The sequence below is a fragment of the Marinobacter daepoensis DSM 16072 genome (assembly GCF_000421165.1).
Lineage (GTDB): Bacteria > Pseudomonadota > Gammaproteobacteria > Pseudomonadales > Oleiphilaceae > Marinobacter > Marinobacter daepoensis.
The window spans coordinates 158,503-182,504 of sequence record NZ_ATWI01000009.1 but is presented as its reverse complement, the minus strand read 5'-3'; the positions used below and the strand labels follow the sequence as shown (position 1 = coordinate 182,504).

Sequence of the window (24,002 nt, the reverse complement as noted above, 5' to 3'; positions counted from 1 at the left end):
CGATGAAAAAAATTAAAACCAGGGACCGGATACTCAACACCAGCCTGCTGCTGTTCAACAGCCTGGGCGAGCCGAACGTGACGACCCTGCTGATCTCAGACGAAATGGAGATCAGTCCGGGCAACCTTTATTACCATTTCAAGAGCAAGGGCGACATTGTCGAGGAGCTGTTTCAGGCTTATGAAGCTGAAATGCTGGATTTGCTGGCGGTGCCAGAGGATGCGGACGTCCCCATGGATCAGTTCAGCTTCTTCCTGCACCTGCTGTTTGAAGCCGTAGCGCGTTATCGCTTCCTGTATCAGGATCTGGTCAACGTGCTCTCCCGCTATGACCGGCTTCAAGTGAGGTTTCGAAGAATACTGAAGAAAAAAGGCGAGGCGTTTAAGGTACTGTGTGAAAGTTTTCGCCGGCAGGGCATCATGTCTATTCCCGAGGAGGAACTGGCCTCCCTGTGCGAACAACTCACTCTGACGGTGTGCTACTGGAGCAGTTTCGACACCTTATCACACCTGGAGGACCGGGAAGCGGTGGACCCTGGCAGGGGCGTTTACCAGATGCTGCACCTTTTGCTTCCCTACCTGGATGATGACGAACAGGATCAGCTCCGGCTGACCAGCCACATCTATTATCGCTAGACTTATTCTTCCTCGTCGCGGGCTTCGGCCTGGTCACGCAGTTTGGACAGCTCACCCTCAAGAATCTCAATACGACGTTCGAGGGCCTCTATCTCTTCCCGGCGGTGAATTCCCAATCGCCTGAGGGCTCCCGAAACACGCTGGTCAAACATGTGCTCGAGCTTATCCCAGGTCCCGGTGGCCTTGTCCCGAACCTCACCGACCCGGCCTTCAACCGATCGAATCTGCTTTTCCACCACACCGCGGGTTTTTGTCTCCAGCTGTTCCCCTTCCTGCACCAGACGATCAAAGAACTTGCCGGCGTCTTCCTCTGCCTTGGTATACGCCCCCAGGCCCGCCAGCCAGATTTGCCGGGCAGAATCCTTTATCTTGCCCGCCAACTGCGGATCAGTCTCTGGGTTCTTGTCGTCGTGTTCAGACATGCATTCCTCACTGAAAAAGCCCGGCAAAACCGCCAGCTCCTATTGTATTACAGCCAAACCGGGATTGCAGTGGTACCGCTGAAACCCGCACCATTAAAGGCCGCAGTATAACCGCTGATGTCATATGAAAAAATGTTTTCAAACGAAAGTGCCTCTCACTTGAAGTGCTCAGATTATCGTCAATACTTTCCAATACCGGCATCCCTGTTGATGTCGGTTTGTCTGGAAGTCTTTCATGGATACTACTCGCACGCCTCTGCCCGGCATTACCTGCCGGGCTTTTTTTGGTATTATTTCTTAGTAGAATATCGTTATTCCATAATTGAAGTTATGTAGGAGTGTGGAAATGATTGACATCGCCTGGAGCCAGTTCACCCCTGGCACCGCACTGACGGGCGGGCTGCTGATCGGGCTGGCCGCCGCAAGCTTTTTACTTCTGAACGGTCGAATTGCTGGCATCAGCGGCATCCTCGGCGGCCTGCTGACCCCGGCGCGCCAGGACATTCTCTGGCGCGTAGCTTTTCTGGCCGGCCTTATTGGCGCCCCTGTTATCTGGACGCTGGTCGGCAACCTCCCCCCAATCCAGGTCGAAGCCGGCTATCCGGCGTTGATTGTTGCCGGCTTTCTGGTCGGCATCGGAACCCGCTACGGTTCCGGCTGCACCAGTGGACATGGCGTTTGCGGGTTGTCCCGGCTGTCAGTCCGCTCACTGGTTGCAACCCTGAGCTTTATGGCCACCGCCTTCGTAACCGTTTTTGTTATCCGTCATGTGATTGGAGCCTGAATCATGAAGTACAATCTCTTATCGCTTCTGGCAGGCTTGCTGTTCGGCGCCGGGCTGATCGTATCCGGCCTGGCCAACCCAGCCAAAGTTCTTGGATTTCTCGATATTGCGGGCCAATGGGACCCGTCCCTGGCCTTTGTGATGGGGGGCGCCATCCTCGTTGGTCTGTTCGCCTTTGCTGTTGCCCGTAAACGAACGCTGTCATTTCTGGGCTTCACGATGAGGCTGCCCACCAACAAACACATCGAGCCCCGACTGGTGGTTGGTAGCATGCTGTTTGGACTTGGCTGGGGCATTGCAGGATTCTGCCCTGGCCCCGCGCTGCTGGCACTGGGTGCCGGAGAAATCAAGGCTGTGGTCTTTGTTGCATCGATGGTCGCCGGTATGATGGCCTTCGAAATGATCGAACGACGGAAAAGATCGTCAGGTGGAGAATTACGTGGATATCAGAAAAATTGATGACAACCTCTCGGTTTCGCCGCAGATTGCGGTTGAAGACGTAGCCGAAATCGCACGGCTCGGGTTCCGGACCCTGGTCGCCAATCGGCCCGATCGCGAAGAGCCCGGCCAACCGGCCATGGCGGACATTGAAGCCGCTGCCACCGAGCATGGTCTTCAGTGGGTATACTTGCCCGTGGAATCCGGAAACATCACAGACCAGAACGTCGATCAGTTTGCACCCATGATCCGCGACGCCGAAAAGCCCGTACTAGCCTTCTGTCGTTCCGGCACCCGCTGTACGGTACTATGGGCACTGAGCAGTGCCCGTGACCACGGGCCCGAGGAAGTGCTTTCCCGGGCGCGTCAGGCAGGCTACGACATCACAGGGCTTATTCCCCGCCTGATTCAGCAGGCCAACAAGCACTAACCCATCATTCGCGGAACGTTTCAATGCCTTACAACGGGATCGACAGCTACCGTCATAACGAGCCAGACCGGCTGGGTGTACTGATCACTAACCTCGGCACTCCGGACGCCCCAACGCCATCTGCCTTACGCCGGTATCTGGCGGAGTTTCTCTGGGACCCCCGCGTGGTGGAAGTACCAAGACCTTTGTGGTGGCTAATCCTCCACGGTGTCATTCTGCGTATCCGGCCCCGGAAAAGCGCCGAAGCCTATGCCGGCGTGTGGGAAAAGGACGGCTCTCCCCTTCTGATCCATACCGCAAAACAGGCGGAAGAAATCCGGGAGTCGCTCCAGCGGCGCTTTGGCACTAATGTGGTGGTGGGGTTTGCCATGCGGTACGGCAACCCGTCCATTGGGCGGGTCCTGGAAGAGATGCAACAGCAAGGCGTGCGAAAGCTTGTTGTCTTGCCGTTATACCCCCAATATTCCGCCTCCACCAGTGCCTCAACGTTCGACGCCATCGCACGGGATTTCACCAAACGGCGCTGGCTGCCTGACCTGCGGTTCATTTCGCACTACCACGACTTTCCGCCGTATATTGAAGCCATGGCCCGCCATATTGAAGACCACTGGGCTACGCACGGCCGAAAGGAAAAACTGATTCTCTCCTACCACGGCGTGCCGCTGAAATACCTGCTGAAGGGAGACCCGTACCATTGCGAGTGCCATAAAACATCGCGGCTGCTTGCCGATCGACTGGGCCTCGCTGACGGGGAATACCTGACCACCTTTCAATCCCGGTTCGGGCGCGAGGAGTGGCTGAAACCCTACACCGACGAGACACTGAAAGCGCTGCCAGCCAAAGGCATCAAGTCGGTTGACGTATTCTGCCCTGGCTTTTCATCGGATTGCCTGGAGACGATCGAAGAGATCAATGAGGAAAACCGCGAGTACTTCATGGAGTCCGGTGGCGAAGCATTTAGCTACATCCCCTGCCTGAATGCCACGCCCGGCCACATTGAAGCACTGGTTAAGCTAATCGAGGATAACCTTGAAGGCTGGGCGGTACCCGATAACATGCCAGAAACACTCAACGAAAAGGCAACGCTGGCCGAGAAGAGAAAACAGGCAACCTATCCGGGACGCACAGACTTCTGAGTAACGGGGCGACCTCGCCCCGACACCCCCTGCCCGGGCGCGCACGAGATTAGCTTCAACGCTCTGAAGCCTCTCCTTCACGCTCACTTGACTCCGGAGCACACACCACCTGGGTGGCCCGCACCTTTCCTGAATCCGCGATGCTGTCGCCCAGATCCGGAACCGCCTGGCAAAAGGTGCATTCGTCAGGGTCTACCGCACCGCCACCCGTTTCCACATAACGTACCCGATGACTGGCCTGCCCCCGATTTGAAGAAACGGCAAACCGTCGATCTGATCGCTCAGAATGCTTATTGGGGTCCATATGATCAGACATGAAATATTCTCCCGGCATGGAGATGATGGAGTTGACTAATCAGATATGGGGATTGCATGAGGAATTGCAAGAAGAAAAATGGCGGTGGGCCAGGGATTCGAACCCCGGGAAGGCTATTAACCTTCGGCGGTTTTCAAGACCGCTGCATTCAGCCACTCTGCCAGCCCACCGTCTTGTCGAAGAATCGGGAAACTCTTCAACTTGCTGCCTCGTCGACAGCGGGAGGAATCATACCGGATTTGGCTTCTCTGTCAACGCCCTGAAATAAAAACAAAGCAAATTCCGCAGCTTCTGATCAGAGCTTATACAAGATTACCGCATTTTAATGGAATCCAGCCCCTCATTTACTGTCGTAAATGATTGAAAGTTGTGGTTTCGACACTATCATGGTCTACAGTATCCAGTCGCACTAAACGGAGATGACAATGGAGAACAGACAGTACAATTATTCGCAGAACCAGAGCGGTGGCATGATCGCTCGTGGCTCCGCCACCGACGCCATCAGGCCGGAAGCGGTCAAGGTTTTGCGCAACACCTACACCCTGCTGGCCATGACGCTGCTTTTCAGTGCAGTCATGGCAGCTGTATCCATGTCCGTTGGGCTTGGTCGCGGCGCCAGCCTCATCTGCAGCCTGGGCGCTCTGGCTCTGGTTTGGTTTGTTCTGCCGCGCACCGCCAACAGCAGCGCCGGTATCGGTGTCGTCTTCGGGTTTACCGGCCTTCTGGGGCTGTCCCTCGGGCCCACGCTGAGCTACTACCTGCAACTGGCTAACGGTGGCCAGATTGTGATGCAGGCTCTGGGAGGGACCGCACTGGTCTTCTTTGCGTTGTCAGGCTATGTGCTGACCACCAAAAAAGACTTCAGTTTCATGAGAGGCATTCTTGTGGCTGGTCTGGTTGTTGTGCTGGTTGCTGCCCTGGGCTCTATCGTCGCTGCCATGTTCGGCGTTGAGATCACAGCGTTCAGCCTGGCGATCAGTGCCGCTATCGTGTTCCTGATGTCAGGCTTTATCCTGTACGACACCAGCCGTATCGTGAATGGTGGCGAACAGAACTACATCATTGCGACCACAGGCCTGTACCTGAATATTTACAACCTGTTTGTGGCTCTGCTCCACCTGCTGTCAGCGTTCAGTGGCGACGATTGATCATCGCGAACCTGGCGTATTGAGAAAACCCCGGCCTTTGCCGGGGTTTTTGCTTTCGGTACACTGACAACCTATTGTTTAGCTGCGACTCACATCCATGCCCGACACTCTTGGCTATACCTTTGTCATTACCGGTGCCCCGTGGACCACCCAGGCACCCCAAAGTGCGCTGTCCGTGGCTCGCGCGGTGCTTGCTGCAGGGCATCGAATAGACCGGGTGTTTCTCTACGGCGAAGGCGTACACCTGGCTTCGTCCCTGGCGTCACCACCCTCAGACGAGCATAACTGGCCACACCTCTGGTCCGCGTTTCTGACAGAACATGAAATCAGTGCGGTCGCCTGCATCGCATCGGCACTTCGTCGTGGCATTGTTGACCCGAAAGAGCAGGCTCGATACGAACTGGAGTCCAGCAACCTCAGATCGCCCTTTGAGATCGCAGGCCTTGGCGAGTGGGTCGAGGGAAATCTCAAGTCTGACCGGGTTCTCTATTTTCACGGGGCAAACTGACCATGAGTACCCTGATTATCATTGATCAGTCACCGTATGGCTCCTGGGCTGGCCGAGAGGCTCTGGACATGACGTTCTCGCTGGCCGCTTTCGACCAGCCTGCGGCGCTTCTGTTTGTGGGCCCCGGTGTCCACTGGCTTTGCCAGGGCCAGAATGCCGATAACCTTGGCCAGAAATCGGTCGAGAAGAACCTGTCTGCTGCTTCGATGTTTGGCGTGGAAGACATTCTGGCCGACGCCGGCTCATGTGCCCGCTACAACCTGGCCATCGAACACCTTATTTCCGGTACAACTCTTGTTGAATCCATCCGGGACACCATCGCCGGATATAACCAGGTCGTTTTTGCCGGATAGGAGCCTTTCTGAATGACGGATACCACGTTGCACATCACCAACAAGGCACCGGACCATCCCCGGTTCCGGTACTGCCTCAGCGCTTTCAAAGAGGGTGATGCACTGATTCTGATGGAGGATGCCGTACTTGCCCTGACCGACCAGGAGCAGGCCCTCCCAAGCACCAGTTATGCGCTGAGCGCCGATGCACAAGCTCGTGCGGTCGCCAACCGAGCCCCCAGACAGCAGCTGATTGACTACAACGACTTTGTGCAGCTAACGGCCACGTATTCAAGAATCATTAACTGGTAACCCACAAGCATGACGAACCGGCCCGCAAGAAATAATGAAGGTTTTCTGGAAGATGCGACCACCTGGTCAGCCCAGGTGGCGGAGGATATCGCTCAGGAAGACAAAATCAACATGACCGAAAATCACTGGGAAATCATATGGTTTCTCAGGGATTTTTATAAAGAGCATGAGATGTCACCTCCCTCAAATCGGCTGTTTGTCAAAGCCGTGAAGGAATCGCTGGGAAGTGAGAAAGGCGACAGCATCTACCTTATGACCCTGTTTCCCGGAACACCGGCCAAAACCGCCTGCCGGATTGCCGGGCTCCCCCGCCCCACCAATTGCCTCTGAGGGGTTTCAGCCCATTATCGCGAACGGCAACCCCGCCATAACCAAAAACTGGGCCAAGCCAGCGACCGCTCCGAACAGGCCGCCAACGAACATCAACTGAACCTCTTCCTCCCGGAATGCTGGCCGCAGGATATCCTGAAACTCTTCGGGGCGAAGCGCCTTCATCTGCCCCGCCAGCACACTGGCAACGACCGGAGCACGCTCCCGGTTAAACGCAGGATCGCTGAACACATCCCGCGTCGCCAGAACCGCCTTCTGATTCATCACCCGTTTCAGCTCTGTATACCCGGTCATTCCAACAGAAACCTGCGCCGCCAGCTTCATGACCAACGAATTATCAAGCATCGGGCGAAGGTGTTTCTGGAGGATGGCGCGGGTTCGTTCCCCATGACGGCCATTGATCATGGCGTCGGCAACCTTCTCTACAGTAATCAGCTCTTCGGCAACCAGGCGGGCCCAGGTATCACTGATCTCTTCCTGCCGCCTGAGGAACAGCCCCTGCAATCGCCAGAACAACACACGGCGCGGGCGCACCGGAGCGAAAATCAGGTTGATGGCAATCCAGTTGGTGATAAAGCCGATAACAAAACCGCCCACAGGCAACAGCCAGGGTTGCGGGTAAAGCACCGCTGCAGGCGCCAGCACGGCACCCATCAAAGCGCCGATTACTGCGCCCCGGTTAATCACAGAACGAAGTTCAACGGCACCTGCCTGCTGGAAAATACGGTTCATCAGGTCCGGATGATTCTGCAGTTCCCGGCTCAGCAATGCCTTGAGATCAACCAGCTCATCCAGATCCGCTCCGAAATCCTCAACCAGCTCTTCAACCCGGCCAGGCAGTTGTTGGCGCGCCCACTGGTATATTCGCGCCCGGACAAACAAGGGCAGGTTGTCCCACAAGACGGGCTGAATTTCATACATGATCTCGTCAATGTACTCGTCCATCCGTGGCGTCACCTGCGCGACCACCTGCTCGACGATGCGATTGGGTTCGAGTTTCTGATAGACCGAGTTGAGATCCCCGAACTTCTGCAACGTCCGGTCAATGCAGATGTGAGCCATCTTTTCCGCCTTGCGGGGAATGACCCCCTGCCAGCCGATAACCCCCACCCCCATAAAACGCACCGGATGGAAAGACATCTGGATGGCCAGCCAGTTTGTGAACCAGCCCACGACGGCCGCCATGAGTGGCACGGACACAAGCGTAAGGTCAGTCAAGCATTACCCCGGAAATCAAAAAGCGTTCGTTCGCTCACAGAGCCCTGGGACTTACCGGGCTCCGGTTCGGTTTACAGGCGGGGATGATGAAGGAACGCTGCAAAAAGACCATTGGCCGTTCCGCCAGAATTGACGGGTGATTGCGGCAGCCACGCAGAGCGCAGAGGCTGCCGAACAAGGAGAGCAACTTACTGATAATAGGCGTTTTCTGTATTCGAGTGGTCCGTCACGTCGCGCACAGCAGAGATCTCGGGGACGCGCTCTTTGAGCGTTTTCTCAACCCCTTGCTTAAGGGTCAGACTCACCGCCGAGCAGCCCTGGCAACCACCCCCGAAACGCAGCACAGCAACCGACTCTTCGACGATTTCAACCAGCGAAACGTCTCCGCCATGGGCCGCCAGGTTGGGATTGATTTCCGAGGCGAGCACATAGTTCACACGATCCGGCAACGGCGCATCGTCAGCCACCTGGGGCACCTTGGCATTGGGCGCTTTGATGGTGAGCTGCCCACCCATCTGGTCCTTGGAGTAATCGACGTAGGCGTCTTCCAGAAACGGCACGGAATTGTGATCCAGATACAGCGTAAACTTCTCCAGGTCGACCTGCTCGTCTGTTGGCACTACCTCGTTGGGAGGACAGTATGCCAGACAGGTTTCTGCGTTGCGGGTACCGGGCTGGGTGACAAAAATACGCACCCCCATGCCTTCTACATCCTGCTTTTCAATCAGTTGCGCAAGATAGTCCCTTGCGGAATCAGTCACAGTTACCAGAGCCATGCTTCCTACCTGTTTTCAAGTTTGGTTAACATTTTATGAGAGATCGCCGAAACATAAAAGACCAAGTAAAATAGTCGGGCTTTAAATCGGTAATCAGTTTCCCTTATGCGCGGCCCTGGCACAGGTGGCCGGAGCGTTACTTGATAATGATCATCCGTACTAAGACGACTTACCGCATTTTTGCTATGATCCCGCGCCACAACGAAAAACACGCCGTTAATAACGACACCCGGATGAGTTTCCTATGACCGATCGTAAAAAACGCCTGGAACTGCTGCAGCAAGCTCTCAAGGAACGCATTTTGATTCTTGATGGTGGCATGGGCACCATGATCCAGAACCAGAAACTGGATGAAGCCGCATTCCGGGGCGATCGGTTCAAAGATTACGAGCGCGAGGTTCAGGGCAATAACGATCTGCTGAGCCTCACCCAGCCAGCCCTGTTGCGCGGCATCCACGCCGATTACCTGGATGCCGGCGCGGACATCATCGAAACCAACACGTTCAACTCCACTCAATTGTCCCAGGCCGACTACGGCATGGAATCACTGGCAAGAGAACTGAACGTTGCATCAGCACAACTGGCACGGCAGGTTGCCGACGAGTTTACCCGGAGAAATCCGGGCAAGCCCAGGTTTGTTGCCGGTGCGGTCGGCCCTACCTCCCGTACCGCTTCCCTTTCGCCAGACGTGAACAACCCCGGTTTTCGGAACGTCGACTTCCAAACCCTCGTAGACAATTACTATGAGTCGGTCTCAGGCCTTGTAGAAGGTGGCTCAGACCTGATCCTGATCGAAACCATATTCGATACCCTGAATGCCAAGGCCGCCATTTACGCCACCCAGCAGTTCTTTATCGACAGCGGTATTGAGCTGCCCATCATGATCTCAGGCACCATTACCGATGCCTCTGGCCGGACCCTTTCCGGGCAGACCACCGAGGCCTTCTACAATTCCATAGCCCACGCCAGACCGATTTCCGTGGGTCTCAACTGCGCCTTGGGTGCCGATGCTCTGCGGCCGTACATCGAGGAACTATCCGCCAAGGCCGAGACCTACGTTTCAGCCCATCCAAACGCGGGGCTCCCGAACGAATTCGGCGAGTACGATCAGACCCCCGAAGAAATGGCCGACATCATCGAAGGCTTTGCCAAAGATGGTTTTCTGAACATTATTGGCGGCTGCTGCGGCTCTCGCCCGGACCACATCGAGGCCGTGGCCAAAGCGGTATCCAAATACCCACCACGAAAGATTCCAGAGCGCCCAAAGGCGCTGAGACTGTCGGGGCTTGAACCATTTACCGGAGATGAGAACACCCTGTTTATTAACGTTGGCGAACGCACCAACGTAACCGGTTCTAAACGATTCCTCCGGCTGATCAAGGAAGAACAGTACGAAGAAGCGCTCAGCGTGGCCCGTGACCAGGTAGAGAACGGCGCTCAGGTCATCGACATCAATATGGACGAAGGCATGCTGGATTCTCAGGACGTGATGGTGACGTTCCTGAACCTGGTTGCCTCAGAGCCCGACATCTCCCGCGTCCCCATCATGATCGACTCTTCCAAATGGGACGTGATTGAAGCAGGCCTGCGCTGCATTCAGGGCAAGGCGGTGGTCAACTCGATCAGCCTGAAGGAAGGCGAAGAGGAGTTCATCAAGCGCGCGAAAGACTGTATGCGTTACGGCGCTGCCGTTGTTGTCATGGCATTCGATGAGCAAGGTCAGGCTGATACTTTCAGGCGTAAAACAGAAATCTGCAAGCGGTCTTACGATGTACTGGTCGGCATTGGCTTCAATCCCGGCGACATCATCTTTGATCCGAATATCTTCGCGATTGCCACCGGCATCGAAGAACACAACAACTACGCCGTGGACTTCATCAACGCCACACGCTGGATTCGGGAAAACCTGCCCTATGCGTCCATTTCCGGGGGCGTCAGCAACGTGTCTTTCTCCTTCCGGGGCAATGATGCCGTTCGGGAGGCAATCCACTCCGTGTTTCTGTATCACGCCATCAAAGCAGGCATGAACATGGGGATCGTCAACCCCGGCCAACTGGTGATCTACGATGAGATTGAGCCTGGCCTGAAGGCCCTGGTAGAAGATGTTGTGCTTAACCGCCGGGACGATGCGACGGACAGGCTCCTCGAAGCCGCCGAACAGTTCAAAGGTAAAGGCGGAAAGACACAGGAAGAAGACCTCGCCTGGCGCGAATGGCCGGTGGAAAAACGTCTGGAACACGCCCTCGTCAAAGGGATAACAAACTACATTACCGAGGACACCGAAGCCTGTCGCCAGAACGCCAGCCGCCCCATTGAGGTGATTGAAGGTCCTCTGATGGACGGCATGAACGTTGTTGGCGACCTGTTCGGGGATGGAAAAATGTTCCTTCCGCAGGTGGTCAAAAGCGCTCGGGTTATGAAGCAGGCTGTGGCTTACCTCATCCCCTACATTGAAGCGGAAAAAAGCGAAGACCAGCAGGCCAAAGGCAAGATACTGATGGCCACGGTCAAAGGCGATGTTCACGACATCGGCAAAAACATTGTGGGTGTAGTGCTGCAATGCAACAACTATGAAGTCATCGACATGGGCGTCATGGTGCCCTGCGACAAGATTCTGGAGACCGCCAGGAAAGAAAATGTCGACATCATTGGCCTCAGCGGCCTGATCACACCGTCGCTGGATGAAATGGTTCACGTTGCCCGCGAAATGCAGAGGCTGGATTTCCAGATTCCCCTGATGATCGGCGGTGCCACCACCTCAAAAGCTCATACAGCGGTTAAGATCGAACCCCAATACAAGAACGACATCGCCCTGTATGTGTCTGACGCCTCGCGATGCGTGAACGTAGCCTCACAACTGCTCAGCAAAACCGCCAAGCCAGCTTTTGTAGAGGCGGCACGAACCGAATATGACGAGATTCGGGAACGCCGGAAGAACCGTGGCGACCGTACCAAACTGGTGTCACTGACCGAAGCCCGCGCCCGTGCGCCAAAGATCGACTTCGAGAACTACCAGCCTCCGGCTCCAGCCTTTACCGGCGTCAGAGCGTTCGAGAACTATGACCTGAACGAACTGGTGGACTACATCGACTGGACGCCGTTCTTCATCTCCTGGGACATCGCGGGCAAATACCCGACCATCTTTGACGATCCGAAACGAGGCGAGGCTGCCCGCACCCTGTTTGAAGACGCCCAGGTACTGCTGAAACGGATGATCGCGGAGAAACGAATCACGGCTAAAGGCGTGATCGGCTTCTGGCCGGCCAACCGCCGCGGGGATGACGTTGTGGTGTATACCGATGAATCCCGGACCGAAGAGCGGGGCACGCTGCACCACCTGCGCCAACAGGATGAAAAAGCCCCGGGCAAGCCAATGATGGCGCTGTCGGATTTTGTCGCACCAGAAGACAGCCATCAGAAAGACTACGTTGGAGGATTTGCCGTAACGACCGGGATCGGCGTGGATGAGCTGACCGAAGAATTCAAGAAGGCTCATGATGATTACAGCGCAATCATGGTTCAGGCGCTTGCCGACCGGCTGGCCGAGGCATTTGCCGAGTGCATGCATGAGCGGGTGCGCAAGGAGTTCTGGGGGTACGCAACCGATGAACAGATGACCAACGACGATCTGATCAAAGAACGCTACCGCGGCATCCGGCCGGCACCTGGCTATCCTGCCTGCCCAGACCACACGGAAAAGGCCACACTGTTCAGCCTCTTGGATGCCACAGCAAACACCAGCCTCCAGCTGACCGAGCACTTTGCCATGTATCCGACGGCAGCGGTATCCGGCTGGTACTTTGCGCATCCGGAATCCAAGTACTTTGCCGTCGGCAAAATTGGCGTTGATCAGGTTGAGGACTATGCTGAACGCAAAGGACTTTCCAAAGCAGAGGCCGAACGCTGGCTCATGCCCAGCCTGGCGTATGATCCGGCCGAATAACCTGAGGCGGACACCATGAGTGACACAACCGATAACAACAATCGTCACCAACAGCCCCCCCGGACCCCGGGGGTGCTCAGGATCATGCAAAGCATTCTGGCCGGCGCATTTGGCGTTCAGTCTGATAAACGCCGCCGCGAAGACTTCTCACACCATAGCCCCTGGCCCTACATCATCGCGGGCATCCTGTTCACCACAGGCTTCGTTGGGGCACTGATTCTCGTTGTACAGGTGGTTCTGTCCGGGCAGTAGTTATTGCCCGGCAACCCAAACCACGGCGAATCCAACCGCGAGAAACACCAGCAACACAGCTGCTACAGCGTCTGCCTGACTGTCTGAATGTACCGATTTTTTCATGGTTCCGACTCTCCCTGCTGCTGCCTGCCGATTTTGTTTTTCTGCACTCAATCCAAGTAAAGCAGCAAATTGATATTCGTCCAGTAGCCTGCCCCCGCCTTATCACCTCAATCGATAATGTTATGTTGAAATAATCATTTTGAGAATAAAAACTCAGTGGTATCCTGCCTCGCAGGAATAAGGCCGGGTCTATGAAACCCGGCCAGAACTTGAGCTTTTCTGATGCAGCAGGCAGGACGTTCCACTATGTACGTTTATGATGAGCACGATCGGCAAATTGCCGCAGAGCGTGTCGCCCAGTTCCGGGACCAGACCGAGCGCGCCCTCGCCGGCGAACTGTCCGAAGAGGAATTTCTCCCCCTTCGGCTCCAGAATGGACTCTACGTCCAACGTCTTGCGCCGATGCTTCGCATCTGCATTCCTTATGGAATGCTCCGGTCCGAGCAACTTCGCCGGTTGGCCCGGATCACCCGGGACTATGACAAGGGCTACGCTCACTTCACCACGCGCACAAACCTTCAGTTGAACTGGCCAAACCTGGAAGATGTTCCAGACATTCTGGGCGAACTGGCTGAAGTTGAAATGCATGCCAACCAGACCAGCGGCAACTGCATTCGAAACACCACAACCGACCCGTTCTCCGGCGTTCAGGTAGACGAGATTGCAGACCCCCGCCCTTACTGCGAAATCATCCGCCAGTGGTCGACGTTCCATCCGGAGTTTGCGTTTCTGCCAAGAAAGTTCAAAATTGCCGTGAACGCCTCCGAGAAGACCGACCGCGCCGCCATTCGTGTACACGACATCGGCTTGCAACTCACGCGCAATGATCAGGGCGAGCTTGGGTTCAAGGTGCACGTTGGTGGCGGACTGGGCCGCACCCCCATGGTTGGGCCTGTCATTCGTGAGTTTCTGCCGGAACTCGACCTGCTGACTTACCTCGAAGCCATCGTCCGGGTCTACAACCGTTATGGACGTCGCGACAACAAATTCAAGGCCCGTATCAAGATACTGGTCAAGGCGCTCAGCCCCGAAGGGTTTGCCGAGAAAGTCGAAAATGAGTGGGCTCATATCAAAAACTCGCCATCTCGCCTCACACAGGACGTGGTTACCCGATTCCAGAGTTACTTCACTGAGCCCGCCTACGAAACGCTGACCAACGCGACCGACCTGCTCGCGAGCCAGCGTTTCGAGAATCGCGAATTCGACAAATGGCTCACCCACAACGTCAACGAGCATAAAAAGCCCGGGTACGCCATCGTCACCCTCACCCTGAAGAAAACCGGTACGCCACCGGGAGATGTAACCGATGTGCAGCTCGAACAGATCGCCGAGCTTGCCGATGAGTACAGCTACGGTGAAGCGAGGGCAACCCATGAACAGAACGTTGTCCTCGCGGATGTTCGCCAGGACCGGCTCCACGAGCTCTGGCAGAAGCTGATCCCTCTGGGGTTTGCCACGGCCAACCTGAATACATTGAATGATGTTATCTGTTGTCCCGGAGGCGATTTCTGCGCCCTGGCCAACGCCAAGTCGATTCCGGTTGCGGAGGCAATTCAGCGTCGTTTCGACAACCTGGATTACCTGTACGATCTCGGCCCTATCGATCTGAACATTTCGGGATGCATGAATGCCTGTGGTCATCACCACGTAGGCAATATCGGGGTGCTCGGCGTCGACAAAAAAGGTGAAGAGTTTTACCAGATCAGTCTCGGCGGGTCATCGCACCATGATGCCACCATTGGCAAGATTCTCGGCCCCTCCTTCGCCCGCAACGAAATGCCAGACGTGATCTCCAAGCTGATTAACGTTTACGTGGAAAACCGGACCGAAGAAGAAACCTTCCTGGACACCTATCGCCGGGTGGGCCTGGACCCATTCAAGGAGCGGGTATATGCCTGATGTAATTGCCGCTGACGGCACAATTCGTAATGACGACTGGGTCGTGGTACCCCGCCCTGTGGCAGGAGAGTCGATCGACATCCCGGCCAACACCCCTGCATTGATCCCCGTTGATCTGTGGCTGGCCGGCTATGAGCACTTTGCCGGCAATGCAAAGATCGGCGTCTGGTTTGACAGCCATGATGAGCCGGAATTACTTGCCGGAAAAGTGGCAGAGCTGCCATTGATAGCGGTGAACTTTCCACGATTTGTGGATGGCCGCGGCTACAGTATTGGCCGGCTTTTGCGGGAGCGCTTCGAATACCACGGAGAACTTCGAGCCATCGGCGATGTCCTCCTGGACCAGCTGCAGTTCATGAAGCGTTGTGGTTTTGACAGCTATGCCTTGCGCTCAGACAAAGACACTGCGAAGGCGGCGAAGTGTCTTAACTTTTTCTCTCAGACATACCAGGCCGCGACCGATACGAACCAGCCCCTGTTCCGTCGACGGGCCTCGTGAGCCGGAGCACCGGCGCATGAGCCATCATGCACCGGTGCTTCTCCCACGTCACTGAATTTTCTGATTCCGGAACGCGCTTAACACTTTCCAGATTGTATGCTCCAGTGCCGCACTGGTTGCCAACCCCAGCTTTTCTGGCAACGACCTTTTGCGCTGGAACGACACAGCAACAACGTCGCCACGCTCACAGGCTTCAATGAGATACTCATCGGACGTTTTGATTTCATCAATAAGCTTCACTTCAAGAGCCCGCTTACCAAACCAGATATCACCATTGGCCACTGCCTGTATATCCAGATCCGGCCGACGCTCCCCGACATACTCTTTGAACAGAACATGAGTATCCTCAAGGTCCTCCAGAAATTTCTGGCGGCCTTTGTCGGTGTTTTCGCCAAACACGGTCAAGGTTCGCTTATGTTCGCCCGCCGTCAGAACTTCAAAATCCACGTCATTCTTCTTAAGGAGGCGATGGAAATTGGGCAGTTGCGCAACAACACCGATGGACCCCAGTACGGCAAATGGCGATGCAACGATCCGGTCCGCAACACAGGCCATCATGTAGCCCCCACTGGCTGCCACCTTATCGACGCAGGCCGTCAGCTTTACCCCTTTCGCCCGAACGCGGTCCAGCTGAGCGGACGCCAGACCATAGGCATGAACCAGACCTCCTCCGCTCTCCAACCGGATCACGACTTCGTCGGTCTCAGGATTCGCGACGCTTAACACCGCTGAAACTGAACGCCGCAACGTGTCGGTATCGCTTGCTTTGATGTCGCCATCGAAATCAATCACGTAAATTCTGGCCTTAGCACTCTCTTCGGCATCGGTGTCCGACTGTTTTTTTGCAGCCTTCTTTTCCGACTTTTCCTCTTTCTTCTTTTTCTTCTCCCAGGCCTTGCGCTCTGCATCGGTCATCAGCCTGGCTTCGATTGACTCTTTCAAGCGCCGATACTGCTCGTTCAGCTTGCGAATTCTGAGCTCGCCCTCACCCTCATGATCATCCCGGTCCCTTTGGGTTGCCGACAGAATGATCGACACGAAAATTATCGCAGCCACCACAAACGTCGCCACCTTTGCGAGGAACAGGCCATACTCGGTCAGAAATTCCAAAATGCGGTCTCCACACGGTTTATCAAGCCACGAAGTGTACCGCCTTGGCCAAGGCGTGATAAGCCCGCAGCAAAATTAAAACAAGCGTTCGATCAAGCTTGACACGAACCCACTCTAACCATAAAGTCGGATTGCGAGGTTGGCGCTACCCAGGCTGCTGTACCGGCGCCTTTGCCAGGGATCACTAGTCGTCACCATGACATGACATGACAAGACAACCACCAATAAGGGTAAAACAATGTCTGTAGCTCAGGTATTTGAAAAACTCGAACAGAACTTCAACGCAGACGCAGCACAGGGCCTCGACCTGGTCTTCCAGTTCGACATTGAAGACGACAAAACATACCACCTCGTGATCAACGACGGCAGCTGCAAGCTGCACGACGGCGCACACGACGACCCTTCCGTTACCCTGATCATGAACTCCGAAACCCTGCAGGGCATCGTTTCTGGCGAGACCGACGGCATGCAGGCATTCATGGCAGGCCAGCTGCGCGCAGAAGGCGACATGATGCTGGCCACCAAACTGGGCGAACTGTTCAACATGGGTTAATTCCCGGCTCAGTCCAGCCAGATACAAAAAAACCTGCGTCATCCGCAGGTTTTTTTATGCATCGTTAAGGCTACTCTCACAAACCGACATCATCCAGTGAGCTTTGGGCCAGCTTCAGCAAATCGACATTCCGGTCTTCCCGGCGCCCAACCCCCTCAATGTAATACTCAAGAGAAGTCAGCGCATCGGCAAGAGCCTCAAGAACCTGGGGCGACGGTGCCTCACGCGCATCCAGCAATTGATCCTGGATGGATGCTGCAACCCGGGCTATGACATCGGCCGCCATGGGATCATCCACCATCTGCAACCCACCCCAGATACTGCGCAGCGTGCCCGGGAGATTTGCCAGATGAAGTTTGTCATAGTCTGATTCGATGAACGCTGTAATGGCTCGCTTGGCCAGCGTAAGTGCACTCCGGGCCTCATCAGCCACCACCCAGACAGCCTCCTGCAGATAGACAGACTCTTCCCGGCTCCGTTCAACGCCCGCAAGGGCATCCGTCTCGGAGGTAATGCCCCGGGTGACAATCTGCATCACCGCATCCTCAACTCCCAGAACGGAATCGGCAAGACGATAGAGTTCATCCTCGGCAGGTAGCCGGTTCTCCTCTTCCCACTTGCGCAGCCTCTTAGCTTCTTCACGAGAAATGCCAGCCAGCCGACTCAGATCCAGCATCACCAGCGTATTGGCCAGTCGTTCCAGGCTATCGGCTATCGAGGCCAGTTCCGCAAGGTCCGGCTCGATGCCACGCTCAATAATGTCCAGCTTGTCCTTAAGCTGATTCAATTCTTCCTGAAGCGCTTCCGACAACGACTTGAGCACATCCGCACCCGGGCCATAAAGCCGGCGGGAATGGGCCTCAAGAATAGCATCCGGGAATTCCGCAGGAGCCAGTCGGTAGGCAGAAAGCACCCGCGCAACCTCCGGGTTGGCCGAACCGCTGCGGTACAGCAGATATACGAGGTCCTTGATCAGGGACTCCGGGGCATCTTTGGCGGTAGCTACTTTGCCAACATAGACCACTTCGCGGGCATACCGCTCAATGCGCATCAGCAGGCGTTTTCGGGCTTTATTAAAACCCATTGCCCGATCGAGCATGGTGTCTGAAACCAGGGCGAGCAGGCACCACATCTGCCCCATTGGAGCGCCCTGGCACAATCGGGCCAGCCCCCGTGCAGATCTCGCCATCAGTTTTTTACTGACTGTATCGTTGCGATCACGGAGGATGCCCAGAAGCGCGACCTGAAAAGTCAGGCGCATCCTTCGGGCCAGTATTTCGTATTCCGAGTCCCCTTCATCCAGGGACTTGAGTGACAGATCCCCACAAAAATCCGGGCGCTCCTTCGTATCAATCTCGAAGAAGCAAGACTCCGGGTAAGGTTTCTCACGGCGAGCCTCGCGGAGATCATTGATAACCGGCAGCAAAAGCTCCGGGTGATCTTCCCGCTGCTGATGATAGTACTCAACGTAACGCCGGAGTATGAACAAGGCACTGTTCAGGGCGGTCAACAGGATATTCTTGTCATCATTAGCCCCAACCGGGACGTCGTTGGCGAGATACACGGCCTCTTGGCAGAGGAGCGTGCCGCCCCGAAGCTCAACCAGAATAAATATGCCCCGAAGCTGGTTGATATAATCGACACAGTTCTGCAGGTCTTCACCACTTTCGCGGTTTTCCTGAAAGCGCTCAAGGCTGGATTCTGCCTGCTTGATGGTCTGCTCTATTTCACTTTTGACCAGATCAAACGACTGCGATTTCGTCGCCAGAGACGATTGAACCATAAACGCTTCCTGTTAATTTGCGGAGACTACCGCATCCTGTTCGTGAACTGCAGCCTGCATACAGGCAGGACCTTCCAGCCCAGGCAGGCAACTCCTTGTCCTTGCCTGAACGGTTCGCAAAAAACTGGCGAACTTATCATTACTTATAACACAAAACTCAAGTAGCTCAAGAAACCCGGAATGTAACAAATGGTACAGTCGGACCTGGTTCTCATTCTGCTCACTGTAATCTGGACCAAACGGTTTCGCCGGCTTGTTTCTCCATCATCGACATAAACTCATCGTGTGCCGAGACTTCTTCGTCACTGGCATGGACGATGGCCAGCGCCGGCCGGTCTTCAGAAAGCCGCCGAATACCACCAATACCACCTTCATCTCCCGAACCCGCATCCAGAGACAACGCGGTTTGACCACCTGTCATCAACAGGTAAACGTCGGCAAGGATCTCGGCATCCAACAACGCGCCGTGCAAGTCGCGATTTGAGTTGTCTACACCATAGCGCTTACACAAAGCATCCAGGTTATTTTTCTGCCCCGGGTGTTTTTTGCGGGCAATTGCCAGCGTATCCACTACCCCGCAATGATCAGCAGTTTTACGAACCGGCTTTAGGCGGGCAAACTCAGAGTCCATAAAGCCCACGTCAAACGCGGCGTTATGGATGACCAGTTCTGCCCCTTTGATGAAATCAAAAAACTCATCGGCAATCTCTGCAAATTTCGGCTTGTCGGCCAGAAACTCATTCGTGATCCCGTGGACCGTGATCGCTTCGGCTTCAACCTCCCGCTCAGGGTTGATATAAACGTGATAATTGCGGCCAGTCAGTTCCCGCTCAATAACTTCGACACAACCGATCTCGATAATCCGGTGGCCTTCATTTGGATCAATACCTGTGGTCTCGGTATCCAGTACGATCTGTCTCATGGCAAATCAACTCTTAGAACTTGAATCAGAATCATCCGACAGGTAACCGGCTATCAGGAACCGGTCAGCTCGGTGACACCCTTGTTGGCGAGCTCGTCAGCCAACTCATTATCGGGATGGCCGGAATGCCCTTTTACCCAGTGCCAGTTCACGGTATGACGCCCCGTCTCGGTATCCAGCTCCTGCCACAGGTCAGCGTTTTTCACCGGTTTTTTGGCAGCCGTTTTCCAGCCATTGCGCTTCCAGCCAGGCAACCACTCCGTAATGCCTTTGCGGACATACTGGGAATCTGTATACAGTTCGACTTCGCATCTGCGCGTCAGTGCCCGCAAGCCACGAATGGCAGCCATCAGCTCCATTCTGTTGTTAGTCGTTTGCGGTTCACCACCGTGCATCGTCTTGGAGGCGTCACCGTAACGCAGGACCACCCCCCAACCTCCGGGGCCAGGATTCCCCTTACAGGCTCCGTCGGTATACATCACAACTTTTCCAGCCATTACTGCTCCTGCTCTGAACTCTCCCGGCCGACCCGGCCAGAACTGTGGCCTGCACAGCCACTGGATACACCGACTGTCCCTGACAACGAAATCACCTTGCTTTTACGCCACGGCGCGCTCGTCCGGATCCGGGCACACTCCCGTTTACGGGCAAGGATACAGTAATAGGCCCCAGTGGGAAGCAGATGCGCCGTTCCCCGGACCGACAATCGCTCTCGTCTTTGGCTGCTACCAACCGGTTTCTGTACCGGAAGCGTACTGAAATAAGTACCACTGTTCTCGAGCTCAAACCCCAGCAATCTTAGCCAGTCCTCCATTCGCGAGCGCATTAAAATCCGCCCGCCCCAGGGCCCGTGCCGATGCCTGAAGATCAGCTTCCTTGCGCCCCAAAGACTAAAAGGATTAAAACCAATCAATGCTATTCTGCCTTCGCCTCGAAGCACCCTGGAAGATTCCCGCAGTACCTGGTGCGGATCTGGTGAGAAATCAGCTGCGTGGTGGAGAATCACCAGGTCCATGGAGTCTCCCGGAAAAGGCAATTCATCAGAATCACAAACGGCAACGCTTTCCGGCATGTGGGCATGCCACGCCGGACAGGTAATGATTTTCTGCGCGAAATCCGTTCCACTAGCCAGCGGCAGTCGGTGACTCAAGCCAACCTGGAGTTGTCTGGCTCCCGTCAGACCGTACAATTCCCGGTCAAGAACGGCCCGCTGGCTTGCCAGAAGCGCGCGCCCCAAAGGCGTCTGAATCCAGCGTTCAAAACTCTCATGCCGTACTGAATAATCAATTACGCCGTTGCCTGCCACTCTGGCCCCCTGTTCCTTCGCTCAATGACGGATACTGCACATGCAGTCGGCCACGCCTTGGGCTATGCCCCGTGTTGGATTATCATAACAGGCACATTCAGCAAGCACATGGGGTGGCCACATTGCGCATTCATCCGGTTCCGGCGTTTTCCGACAACTACATCTGGTGCCTGTCCGACCCTGAATCCGGCAAGACGCTCATTGTAGACCCCGGGCAGGCTGACCCGGTTCTGGACTACCTCAATACCAACGGATTAACGGCCGACGCCATTCTGATCACTCATCACCACCCGGATCACACCGGTGGGGTAGCCAGTATCCGTCAACGCGTTCCGGATGTCCGGATTATCGGGCCTCAGAACTCCCCTTTCAAAGGCGCGACCGAAACGGTTCGCTCGGGGGATGAAGTTGCCTGGGAAGGGTTGATATTTCATGTTATGGCCGTCCCAGGGCACACACTTGATCATGTCGCTTATTTCAGCAACACCCAGGTGAATGACAACACCGTCTTGTTTTGCGGAGACACATTGTTTGCCTGCGGGTGCGGCCGCCTGTTCGAGGGCAGCCCGGAGCAAATGCATCATTCTCTTAAGAGCCTGCGACAACTTCCTGATAACACAGCCGTCTACTGCGCTCATGAATATACGCTGGCTAACCTTCGGTTTGCTAGGCACTGGCTTCCGCACGATCAAGCCCTGGCGCAGTTTGAAGCCGATTGCGTTGCGCTGAGGCAACAGGGGAAGCCTACCGTTCCGACCACCATCGGCCAGGAAAAACGCCTGAACCCTTTCCTGCGCTGGGACGACGTCGACGTGATTAAAGCGACGGAAGAGTACTGCAGCCAGAAGCAGCTCCCGGCTACCTCTGACTGCGAAATCTTTGCCGCCATCAGGCACGGCAAGGACCATTTCTAAGTGATTGGGAGCGCATTAACAATTTATCTCACAGACGTAACACGGGGCAGCTTGACCGTTCTGAAAACGCTCCCATAGAATTTCACACAATTATTGTTCGTAACTTGTTAAATATGCCGGCCATTTTTACAGATAAACGTCGGCGCTATCCGGAAACCCGTTTTATGCCGGTCAAACGACTCCCTTTCGTTATTCTTGCATCTACTTTTTTCAGTGGTTGCAGCACCAGCCAGGTCGCAGAGAACTGGCACACCCCATCCGCCTGGTTTGAAAACGACAAGCAGGAGCAGCGGACCGATCCACTGGACTCCGAGCAGGTCGTTGTGGCCAAAGGTGACGAAGACCTCAAAGCCGATGTAGCAGCCGGCAACGGCAAAGACAGCGGCGCAAACGCGCGGCTGGACGACGCCATCTCACCCGAGCTGAGGGCTCAGGCACAGGAGGCCAGGGAGAAACTGGATAACCCGAGGCACGCGGATGGTGCCACCCACAACGACGATCTCTGGTCCCGGCTCCGTGCGGGCTTTGCAATGGACCATTCTGTCGATAACGAGCGGGTTCAGGCTCAACTCGACTGGTACGCACGCCACCCGAGGTACATTGATCGTGTGGTAGAAAGAGGTTCACGTTATCTGCATTACATTATCGAAGAAACGGAAAAACGGGGCCTCCCAAGCGAAATGGCCCTGTTGCCAGTTGTTGAAAGCGCCTTCGACCCATTCGCCTATTCCCATGGCCGGGCCGCTGGCTTGTGGCAGTTTATTCCCTCGACCGGGAAGTACTTCGGACTGACCCAGAGCTGGTGGCACGATGACCGGCGGGATGTGATCGCCGCCACCGATGCCGCGCTGACGTACCTTGATCGCCTTGCAAATCGGTTTGACGGTGACTACACACTGGCGCTCGCGGCCTACAACTCCGGCGGCGGCACCGTTTCCAGCGCTATGCGCCGTAATCGCAACGCTGGCAAGCCAACGGATTACTGGTCCCTTAGGCTTCCCACAGAAACCCGTCATTACGTGCCGAAACTGATCGCACTGGCCAAAATCTTTGACGACCCCAAAGCCTATGGCGTGGACCTCCCTCCCCTGAAAGATGAACCTTACTTTGACGTGGTCGAAACCGGCTCCCAGCTGGATCTTGCCCAGGCCGCGGAGCTGGCCGGCGTGGATATCGACGAAATATATCTGCTTAACCCATCGTACAATCGCTGGGCCACCAATCCAGATGGCCCTCACCGCCTGCTCGTTCCGACCCGGCAGGCAGAGTCATTCCGCGCAGCCCTGTCTGAATTTCCGAAGGAACAGCGGGTCTCGTGGCAGAACTACAGCGTCCGAAAAGGCGACAGCCTGAACTCCATCGCTCGCCGATTCTCTACCACACCACCCGTCATCCGGCAGGTCAACAAACTCAACAGTGACCTCATCCGGATAGGCCAGCAACTGCTCATTCCGTCCGCCAGCAAGGGGTCAGATACATACGCACTGAGCCAGAGCCAGCGCCTGGAGCGAACTCAGGACCGAAAACGAAAAGGCAATAAACTTCGCTACACCGTCCGTCGCGGAGACACCTTCTGGGACATTGCCCGCGAGCATCGGGTATCGGTTCGCGAAGTTGCTGCCTGGAACGGCATGGCACCAGGCGACCCGCTGATTCCGGGAAAAGACCTGGTGATCTGGTCCAATACCGCCAAAGCATCATCCATGGTAGCCACAAACAGTCGCGGTAAAGCCATGGTCCGTAAAGTCGGTTACCGGGTACGCAGCGGCGACTCGCTGTCTGCCATCGCCAGCCGTTTCTCCGTGAATGTGCGGGACATCGCATCATGGAATGATCTTAATACAGACCGTTATCTCCAACCCGGGCAAAGTCTGGTACTCTACGTGGATATAAGAAACAGCCCGTAACGTGCGAGAACCATGATAAAAAAA

Annotated in this window: 26 protein-coding genes and 1 tRNA gene; 17 read left to right on the top strand and 10 right to left on the bottom strand. The window is 55.5% G+C overall.

The window, feature by feature from the left end:
* Window positions 1–2 precede the first annotated feature (2 nt).
* Complete coding sequence (locus K325_RS0106320; protein ID WP_029653424.1) at window positions 3–635, top strand: TetR/AcrR family transcriptional regulator; 633 nt, start codon at window positions 3–5, stop codon at window positions 633–635.
* A 2-nt stretch (window positions 636–637) separates the two neighbouring features.
* Here the strand turns inward: K325_RS0106320 and K325_RS0106315 are convergent, their stop codons facing one another.
* On the bottom strand, window positions 638–1,057 hold the full coding sequence (locus K325_RS0106315) for a phasin family protein (protein WP_029653423.1): 420 nt from the start codon (window positions 1,055–1,057) through the stop codon (window positions 638–640).
* 346 nt (window positions 1,058–1,403) lie between these two features.
* On the opposite strand from K325_RS0106315, the gene K325_RS0106310 reads away from it, so the two are divergent.
* The 4 genes from K325_RS0106310 to hemH are packed head-to-tail and all read left to right on the top strand — an operon-like array spanning window position 1,404 to window position 3,845.
* A complete protein-coding gene (locus tag K325_RS0106310; RefSeq protein ID WP_029653422.1) occupies window positions 1,404–1,841 on the top strand; it encodes a YeeE/YedE family protein in 438 nt (145 codons plus the stop codon).
* Window positions 1,842–1,844: 3 nt separating this feature from the next.
* Window positions 1,845–2,300 (top strand): YeeE/YedE family protein, encoded by a 456-nt coding sequence (locus K325_RS0106305; protein ID WP_029653421.1) that lies wholly within the window; start codon window positions 1,845–1,847, stop codon window positions 2,298–2,300.
* The gene (locus K325_RS0106300; protein WP_029653420.1) at window positions 2,281–2,709 is read left to right on the top strand and encodes a protein tyrosine phosphatase family protein; all 429 of its coding nucleotides are present in this window, start codon (window positions 2,281–2,283) and stop codon (window positions 2,707–2,709) included. The genes K325_RS0106305 and K325_RS0106300 overlap by 20 nt, the downstream gene beginning before the upstream one ends.
* A gap of 23 nt (window positions 2,710–2,732) precedes the next feature.
* Window positions 2,733–3,845 (top strand): ferrochelatase, encoded by a 1,113-nt coding sequence (gene hemH, locus K325_RS0106295; protein ID WP_029653419.1) that lies wholly within the window; start codon window positions 2,733–2,735, stop codon window positions 3,843–3,845.
* A gap of 55 nt (window positions 3,846–3,900) precedes the next feature.
* Here hemH and K325_RS18020 read toward each other — a convergent pair whose 3' ends face one another.
* Window positions 3,901–4,161, bottom strand: coding sequence for a hypothetical protein (locus K325_RS18020; protein ID WP_036193153.1), 261 nt, complete (start codon window positions 4,159–4,161; stop codon window positions 3,901–3,903).
* A 79-nt stretch (window positions 4,162–4,240) separates the two neighbouring features.
* Window positions 4,241–4,331 (bottom strand) — tRNA-Ser (locus K325_RS0106285).
* A gap of 255 nt (window positions 4,332–4,586) precedes the next feature.
* Here K325_RS0106285 and K325_RS0106280 point away from each other — a divergent pair.
* The 5 genes from K325_RS0106280 to K325_RS0106260 all read left to right on the top strand — a co-directional run bounded on the left by K325_RS0106280 (window position 4,587) and on the right by K325_RS0106260 (window position 6,791).
* Window positions 4,587–5,309, top strand: a complete 723-nt coding sequence (locus tag K325_RS0106280; RefSeq protein ID WP_036193152.1) for a Bax inhibitor-1/YccA family protein — start codon at window positions 4,587–4,589, stop codon at window positions 5,307–5,309.
* Window positions 5,310–5,406: 97 nt separating this feature from the next.
* A complete protein-coding gene (tusD, locus tag K325_RS0106275; protein ID WP_029653417.1) occupies window positions 5,407–5,817 on the top strand; it encodes a sulfurtransferase complex subunit TusD in 411 nt (136 codons plus the stop codon).
* A gap of 2 nt (window positions 5,818–5,819) precedes the next feature.
* Window positions 5,820–6,170: a DsrE family protein gene (locus tag K325_RS0106270; RefSeq protein ID WP_029653416.1), complete on the top strand. Its 351-nt coding sequence runs from the start codon at window positions 5,820–5,822 to the stop codon at window positions 6,168–6,170.
* Between the two features lie 12 nt (window positions 6,171–6,182).
* Entirely contained in the window at window positions 6,183–6,461 is a 279-nt protein-coding gene (gene tusB / locus K325_RS0106265; RefSeq protein ID WP_029653415.1) for a sulfurtransferase complex subunit TusB, read from the top strand.
* Between the two features lie 9 nt (window positions 6,462–6,470).
* Window positions 6,471–6,791 (top strand): TusE/DsrC/DsvC family sulfur relay protein, encoded by a 321-nt coding sequence (locus tag K325_RS0106260; protein ID WP_029653414.1) that lies wholly within the window; start codon window positions 6,471–6,473, stop codon window positions 6,789–6,791.
* A 6-nt stretch (window positions 6,792–6,797) separates the two neighbouring features.
* On the opposite strand, the gene K325_RS0106255 is transcribed toward K325_RS0106260, so the two are convergent.
* Complete coding sequence (locus K325_RS0106255; protein ID WP_029653413.1) at window positions 6,798–8,009, bottom strand: DUF445 domain-containing protein; 1,212 nt, start codon at window positions 8,007–8,009, stop codon at window positions 6,798–6,800.
* 188 nt (window positions 8,010–8,197) lie between these two features.
* Window positions 8,198–8,785: a Fe-S biogenesis protein NfuA gene (gene nfuA / locus K325_RS0106250; RefSeq protein WP_029653412.1), complete on the bottom strand. Its 588-nt coding sequence runs from the start codon at window positions 8,783–8,785 to the stop codon at window positions 8,198–8,200.
* Window positions 8,786–9,029: 244 nt separating this feature from the next.
* On the opposite strand from nfuA, the gene metH reads away from it, so the two are divergent.
* The 4 genes from metH to K325_RS0106220 all read left to right on the top strand — a co-directional run bounded on the left by metH (window position 9,030) and on the right by K325_RS0106220 (window position 15,483).
* Window positions 9,030–12,728, top strand: coding sequence for a methionine synthase (gene metH, locus K325_RS0106240; protein WP_029653411.1), 3,699 nt, complete (start codon window positions 9,030–9,032; stop codon window positions 12,726–12,728).
* 15 nt (window positions 12,729–12,743) lie between these two features.
* Entirely contained in the window at window positions 12,744–12,980 is a 237-nt protein-coding gene (locus K325_RS0106235; RefSeq protein ID WP_029653410.1) for a DUF2970 domain-containing protein, read from the top strand.
* Between the two features lie 351 nt (window positions 12,981–13,331).
* The gene (locus K325_RS0106225; protein WP_029653409.1) at window positions 13,332–14,984 is read left to right on the top strand and encodes a nitrite/sulfite reductase; all 1,653 of its coding nucleotides are present in this window, start codon (window positions 13,332–13,334) and stop codon (window positions 14,982–14,984) included.
* On the top strand, window positions 14,977–15,483 hold the full coding sequence (locus tag K325_RS0106220; RefSeq protein WP_029653408.1) for a DUF934 domain-containing protein: 507 nt from the start codon (window positions 14,977–14,979) through the stop codon (window positions 15,481–15,483). The genes K325_RS0106225 and K325_RS0106220 overlap by 8 nt, the downstream gene beginning before the upstream one ends.
* A 48-nt stretch (window positions 15,484–15,531) precedes the next feature.
* Here K325_RS0106220 and sohB read toward each other — a convergent pair whose 3' ends face one another.
* Window positions 15,532–16,593 carry a protease SohB gene (gene sohB / locus K325_RS0106215; RefSeq protein WP_029653407.1) on the bottom strand — a complete coding sequence of 354 codons (1,062 nt, stop codon included), beginning with the start codon at window positions 16,591–16,593 and terminating at the stop codon, window positions 15,532–15,534.
* 238 nt (window positions 16,594–16,831) lie between these two features.
* Between sohB and K325_RS0106210 the strand changes: the two genes are divergently transcribed.
* Complete coding sequence (locus K325_RS0106210) at window positions 16,832–17,146, top strand: SCP2 sterol-binding domain-containing protein (RefSeq protein ID WP_029653406.1); 315 nt, start codon at window positions 16,832–16,834, stop codon at window positions 17,144–17,146.
* 76 nt (window positions 17,147–17,222) lie between these two features.
* Here the strand turns inward: K325_RS0106210 and K325_RS0106205 are convergent, their stop codons facing one another.
* The 4 genes from K325_RS0106205 to K325_RS0106190 all read right to left on the bottom strand — a co-directional run bounded on the left by K325_RS0106205 (window position 17,223) and on the right by K325_RS0106190 (window position 21,157).
* A complete protein-coding gene (locus tag K325_RS0106205; protein WP_029653405.1) occupies window positions 17,223–18,929 on the bottom strand; it encodes a FimL-related protein in 1,707 nt (568 codons plus the stop codon).
* 220 nt (window positions 18,930–19,149) lie between these two features.
* Window positions 19,150–19,851 (bottom strand): DNA polymerase III subunit epsilon, encoded by a 702-nt coding sequence (dnaQ, locus tag K325_RS0106200; RefSeq protein ID WP_029653404.1) that lies wholly within the window; start codon window positions 19,849–19,851, stop codon window positions 19,150–19,152.
* Window positions 19,852–19,904: 53 nt separating this feature from the next.
* Window positions 19,905–20,348: a ribonuclease HI gene (rnhA, locus tag K325_RS0106195; RefSeq protein ID WP_029653403.1), complete on the bottom strand. Its 444-nt coding sequence runs from the start codon at window positions 20,346–20,348 to the stop codon at window positions 19,905–19,907.
* Complete coding sequence (locus tag K325_RS0106190) at window positions 20,348–21,157, bottom strand: class I SAM-dependent methyltransferase (protein ID WP_036193149.1); 810 nt, start codon at window positions 21,155–21,157, stop codon at window positions 20,348–20,350. Before K325_RS0106190 ends, rnhA begins: the two co-directional genes overlap by 1 nt.
* Window positions 21,158–21,279: 122 nt before the next feature.
* Between K325_RS0106190 and gloB the strand changes: the two genes are divergently transcribed.
* Both gloB and K325_RS0106180 read left to right on the top strand, forming a co-directional pair.
* The gene (gene gloB / locus K325_RS0106185) at window positions 21,280–22,071 is read left to right on the top strand and encodes a hydroxyacylglutathione hydrolase (RefSeq protein ID WP_029653401.1); all 792 of its coding nucleotides are present in this window, start codon (window positions 21,280–21,282) and stop codon (window positions 22,069–22,071) included.
* Between the two features lie 164 nt (window positions 22,072–22,235).
* Complete coding sequence (locus K325_RS0106180; protein WP_029653400.1) at window positions 22,236–23,978, top strand: lytic transglycosylase; 1,743 nt, start codon at window positions 22,236–22,238, stop codon at window positions 23,976–23,978.
* The last annotated feature ends 24 nt before the right edge of the window (window positions 23,979–24,002 follow it).

Coding starts and splice junctions, on each gene's coding strand:
- K325_RS0106270 (WP_029653416.1), top strand. CDS start 5,820: ATGAGTACCCTGATTATCATTGATCAGTCACCGTATGGCTCCTGGGCT.
- K325_RS18020 (WP_036193153.1), bottom strand. CDS start 4,161: ATGTCTGATCATATGGACCCCAATAAGCATTCTGAGCGATCAGATCGA.
- nfuA (WP_029653412.1), bottom strand. CDS start 8,785: ATGGCTCTGGTAACTGTGACTGATTCCGCAAGGGACTATCTTGCGCAA.
- K325_RS0106260 (WP_029653414.1), top strand. CDS start 6,471: ATGACGAACCGGCCCGCAAGAAATAATGAAGGTTTTCTGGAAGATGCG.
- K325_RS0106225 (WP_029653409.1), top strand. CDS start 13,332: ATGTACGTTTATGATGAGCACGATCGGCAAATTGCCGCAGAGCGTGTC.
- rnhA (WP_029653403.1), bottom strand. CDS start 20,348: ATGGCTGGAAAAGTTGTGATGTATACCGACGGAGCCTGTAAGGGGAAT.
- K325_RS0106280 (WP_036193152.1), top strand. CDS start 4,587: ATGGAGAACAGACAGTACAATTATTCGCAGAACCAGAGCGGTGGCATG.
- K325_RS0106315 (WP_029653423.1), bottom strand. CDS start 1,057: ATGTCTGAACACGACGACAAGAACCCAGAGACTGATCCGCAGTTGGCG.
- K325_RS0106320 (WP_029653424.1), top strand. CDS start 3: ATGAAAAAAATTAAAACCAGGGACCGGATACTCAACACCAGCCTGCTG.
- tusD (WP_029653417.1), top strand. CDS start 5,407: ATGCCCGACACTCTTGGCTATACCTTTGTCATTACCGGTGCCCCGTGG.
- K325_RS0106305 (WP_029653421.1), top strand. CDS start 1,845: ATGAAGTACAATCTCTTATCGCTTCTGGCAGGCTTGCTGTTCGGCGCC.
- dnaQ (WP_029653404.1), bottom strand. CDS start 19,851: ATGAGACAGATCGTACTGGATACCGAGACCACAGGTATTGATCCAAAT.
- K325_RS0106235 (WP_029653410.1), top strand. CDS start 12,744: ATGAGTGACACAACCGATAACAACAATCGTCACCAACAGCCCCCCCGG.
- metH (WP_029653411.1), top strand. CDS start 9,030: ATGACCGATCGTAAAAAACGCCTGGAACTGCTGCAGCAAGCTCTCAAG.
- tusB (WP_029653415.1), top strand. CDS start 6,183: ATGACGGATACCACGTTGCACATCACCAACAAGGCACCGGACCATCCC.
- K325_RS0106180 (WP_029653400.1), top strand. CDS start 22,236: ATGCCGGTCAAACGACTCCCTTTCGTTATTCTTGCATCTACTTTTTTC.
- K325_RS0106205 (WP_029653405.1), bottom strand. CDS start 18,929: ATGGTTCAATCGTCTCTGGCGACGAAATCGCAGTCGTTTGATCTGGTC.
- K325_RS0106210 (WP_029653406.1), top strand. CDS start 16,832: ATGTCTGTAGCTCAGGTATTTGAAAAACTCGAACAGAACTTCAACGCA.
- hemH (WP_029653419.1), top strand. CDS start 2,733: ATGCCTTACAACGGGATCGACAGCTACCGTCATAACGAGCCAGACCGG.
- K325_RS0106220 (WP_029653408.1), top strand. CDS start 14,977: ATGCCTGATGTAATTGCCGCTGACGGCACAATTCGTAATGACGACTGG.
- K325_RS0106310 (WP_029653422.1), top strand. CDS start 1,404: ATGATTGACATCGCCTGGAGCCAGTTCACCCCTGGCACCGCACTGACG.